This is a genomic window from Actinomycetota bacterium (genome assembly GCA_030776725.1).
GTDB lineage: Bacteria > Actinomycetota > Nitriliruptoria > Nitriliruptorales > JAHWKO01 > JAHWKW01.
Genome location: JALYHG010000163.1, coordinates 1 through 3,828 on the forward strand (window position 1 = coordinate 1; position 3,828 = coordinate 3,828).

At 71.1% G+C, this 3,828-nt stretch carries 3 protein-coding genes; 2 read left to right on the forward strand and 1 reads right to left on the reverse strand.

The window, feature by feature from the left end:
* Positions 1-140: 140 nt before the first annotated feature.
* Positions 141-1,217: a glycosyltransferase family 9 protein gene (locus tag M3N57_07635; GenBank protein MDP9022555.1), complete on the reverse strand. Its 1,077-nt coding sequence runs from the start codon at positions 1,215-1,217 to the stop codon at positions 141-143.
* Between the two features lie 46 nt (positions 1,218-1,263).
* Here M3N57_07635 and M3N57_07640 point away from each other — a divergent pair, with 46 nt between their 5' ends.
* A complete protein-coding gene (locus tag M3N57_07640; protein ID MDP9022556.1) occupies positions 1,264-3,051 on the forward strand; it encodes a glycosyltransferase in 1,788 nt (595 codons plus the stop codon).
* The coding region (locus M3N57_07645; protein MDP9022557.1) for an FAD-dependent oxidoreductase at positions 3,048-3,828 on the forward strand (781 nt) is incomplete at its 3' end. The genes M3N57_07640 and M3N57_07645, both read left to right, overlap by 4 nt.

Below are 3,828 nucleotides of genomic sequence, written 5' to 3' on the forward strand. Positions count from 1 at the left end.
CGCGACGACGGTGCAGCGCACGCCAGCAGGTAGGTGACGCAGCAGCTGGACGACCGAGATCTCCGCACCGCCGTAGGTCGGGCTGTCCAACAGGTAGGCGACATGCATCCGCGGCCCGGTGGCTGACATCCACGCCTTGCTCACGACGCCAGCAGGTGCAGCGCTTCGTCCGCGACCGCGCCGGGGTCCACGGCGGTCGCGCAGCGGAAGTCGATCGGGCAGCGCGACAGCGTGCAGGGACGACAGGTGACGTGGGCGGCGATGACGCGGTGGCGTCGGTTATCCCGAGGTGCCCACCGCAGCGGATCACCAGCGAGGTAGACGGTGACGGTGGGAGTCCCGACCGCAATCGCCAGGTGCGCCGGGCCGCTGTCGTTTCCCACCACGAGGTCGGCGTCGGCGAGCAGCGCGCCGAGCTCGCCCAAGCTCGTACGCCCGCAGAGGTCGAGTGCAGCCGCGGTCATCGCGCTGGCGGCCCGTCGGACCATGTCACGCTCCGCCTCCACGCCGACCAGTACGATGGTGCGTCCCGTCCCGGCGAGCCGGTCGGCGACGACCGCGAACCGTTCGGGTGGCCAGCGGCGGCTCGCCGCCGTCGCCCCGACATGGAAGACGACATAGGGCGCGCGTCGGTGCTGACCGAGCAGGGCTGTGGCACCGGCCCGGTCCTCCTCGTCGAGGGGGAACTCCAGGGTCGCGTCCTCGGCGGGCACGCCGAGGAAACGCACGAGCTCGAGGTGGCGGTGGACCTCCGGCTGCCGCTCGGGATATGGCAGATGAGTGGCCAGGTCGACGTCGATCGCGCCGGCCTTGACGAAGCCGGAGGTGCGTCGCGCGCCCACCAGCGCGTTGACCTCGTTCGCTGCCGCCGCACGTCCATGCATCTGTATCGCGAGGTCGAACTCGCGGCGACGGCACTCCGCGACGAACGCGTCGAGCGGCCACGGCGGACGCTCCGGGATGCCTGGGTGGCCTGGAAACGCGAGCAGCTCGTCGACGTAGGCGCGCTGACGCTGGATGACCGGCGCCACCTCCGGCCAGGTGACGAGCGTGACGTGCGCGTCCGGCCGCGCCTGCCGCAGCGCGCGCAGCGCTGGAACCGAGGCCAGCAGGTCGCCCAAGCCGACGCGCAGCCGGACGACGGCCACCCGCCGCACCGACGGGTCGGCGAGGGGCCGCGCCGGCTGGAAAATGTGCGGGCCGCGCGCGTCGCTCATGGCTGTAAGACTACGGGCGGCCGGATGACCGAGGAGGGCGCTGACCGTGGACCGCCTCGTGTCGGTGCTGATGCCGACGTTCGAGCAGGCAGCCTTCCTCGACCGTGCCGTCGCGAGCCTCCGCGCGCAGTGCCACGCCGACTGGGAGCTGGTCGTCGTCGACGACGGGTCAACCGACCGCGCCCCCGACGTGCTGCGCCGGTTGGCCGCCGCGGACCAGCGTCTTCGCCTGCACCGTTCCGACCGCAACCGCGGGTTGGGGGCGGCGCTGAACCGGGCGCTCGAGGCCGCACGCGGGAGCTTCGTGGCCTACCTACCGTCCGACGACGTCTACCTCCCCGACCACCTGTCGCTGCTTGTCGCGACGCTGCAGCGACACCATTCGGACGCCGCTGTCAGCGGGGTAGACCACCATGGCGTCCGCGAAGGCGTGCAGCTGGTCCAGGTGATGCACCGGCGCACCTCCGCCCGGTGGGTGGAACGCGACGAGCTCGAGACCGACGACCTCCACCGTCTCTTCTGGTCGCGCCTGCCTCCCATGGTCCATACGGGGCGTGTCACCTGCGTATGGACCGACCACCCCGATCAGCGGCACAAGCACATCCGCGAGCGCTTCGACGGCGGGCTGAACAGTTTCCGCCGCCGCTATCTGGTGCGTGAGCCGCTGCGCTTCCACTCGCGCGACAGCTGGCCGGTCGACGAGCACGCGCGTTACCGGCGCTTCCGCCGTCCAGCCCGAGGCGGGTCGGCCTCCCGTTACCCTGCCCGGCCGCCCGGCCTGCGGATCCTGCTGGTGGGTGAGCTGGCGTTCAACCCCGAGCGGGTGGTGGCGTTCGAGGAACGGGGCCACGAGCTGTACGGGCTGTGGATCGACGATCCGCTCGGAGACAGCACCGTCGGGCCGCTGCCGTTCGGCAACGTCCGCGATGTCGAGTTGCAGGACGTGCGCGCGCTGCGTCCGGACGTCGTCTACGGACTTTTGAACTGGCGTGCGGTGCCGCTCGTCCAGGGCCTGCTCGACCTCGGCATCCCGGTCGTATGGCACTTCAAGGAGGCGCCACAACGCTGCCTGGTCCGGGGCGACTGGCCGCTGCTCGCCGACCTGCACGAACGCGCCGACGTCGTGGTCTACGCGACGGCGTCCGAGCGCGATTGGATGGAACAGGCCCTGCCGGGTGCACGTGACCAGGCGACCACCGCCGTGCTCGACGGCGACCTGCCGAAGGCCGACTGGTTCACCGCCGAGGTCAGCCCCCGACTGTCCCAGCGCGACGGCGAGATCCACACGGTGTGTGTGGGTCGCCCGCTCGGGCTCGACGCCGACACATTGGCACGGCTCGGAGCCGCGGGGATCCACACCCACCTCTACGGACCGGTTTGCCGGCATGGCACCGGCGGGGCGTTGAGCCGGTTCCTCGACGGCGAGTCACACCACGTCCACGTGCACCCGCACGTCGAGCAGGCCCACTGGGTGCGGGAGCTGTCCCGGTACGACGCCGGCTGGCTGCATCGCTTCACCTCGGACAACGGCGGCGACCTCGCCCGCGCGAGCTGGGACGACCTGAACTCCCCGGCGCGCCTGCCGTCCTATCTCGCAGCCGGTCTGCCGCTGCTGCAGCAGGCCAGCCCCGGTGCGCGGGTGGAGATGCAGGACCTGGTGGCCGAGCGCGGCATCGGGCTGCTGTACGACGACCTGGACGACCTCGTCGACCGGCTGCGGGAGGAGGCGGCGACCGGCTGCCACCGCCGGGCGGCGTGGTGCCTGCGGCACGAGTTCACCTTCGACGCGCACGTCGATCGCTTGCTCGACCTCTTCACGGACGTCGCACGGTGAGTCGGCTGCTCGTCCTCGGAGCCGGCCCGACGGGCCTGGCCGCAGCCGAACGCTGCCGCCAGCTGGGCCACGACGACGTGGTCGTGCTCGAGGCGACCGGCGCGGTGGGCGGCCTGGCACGGTCCATCAGCGACGAGGCGGGGTTCACCTACGACATCGGTGGGCATGTGCTGTTCAGCGGCTACGAGCCGTACACGAGGCTGGCCGACGAACTGCTGGGCGACGATGTCACCGACATCAGCCGCGAGGCGTGGGTGTGGATGGAGGATCGTGTCATCCCCTACCCGTTCCAGGACAACATCCGCGGCTTGGAGCCGACAACCGTCTACGACTGCCTGACGGGGTTGATCGCTGCCCAACGGCAGACCCACCACCCCCGCAACCTTCAGGAGTGGATGCTCGCGGTGTTCGGTGACGGCATGGCCCGCCACTTCATGCTGCCGTACAACCGCAAGGTGTGGGCCACTCCGCTCGAGCTGATGGCCTTTGACTGGATCGGGCAGCGGGTCGCGGTGGTCGACGTCGAGCGTGTGCTGCGCAACGTGATCCTCGGCGAGGACCACCTGTCGTGGGGACCGAACGCGACGTTCCGCTACCCGCGAGGCGGTACCGGAGAACTGTGGCGTCGCCTCGCGGGCCGTGTCCACGACCGGCTGTTCTTGGACCACCCGGTGGTCGCCCTCGACGTCCGGACGAAAGTCGCGACGACCGCCGACGGGGGGTGCTGGCCGTACCATGCGCTGCTGTCGACGATGCCGCTCGACGAGCTGGTAGCGC

Excerpts from the sequence above, each read along its gene's own strand:
- M3N57_07635 (MDP9022555.1), bottom strand. The coding sequence starts at position 1,217 with ATGAGCGACGCGCGCGGCCCGCACATTTTCCAGCCGGCGCGGCCCCTC.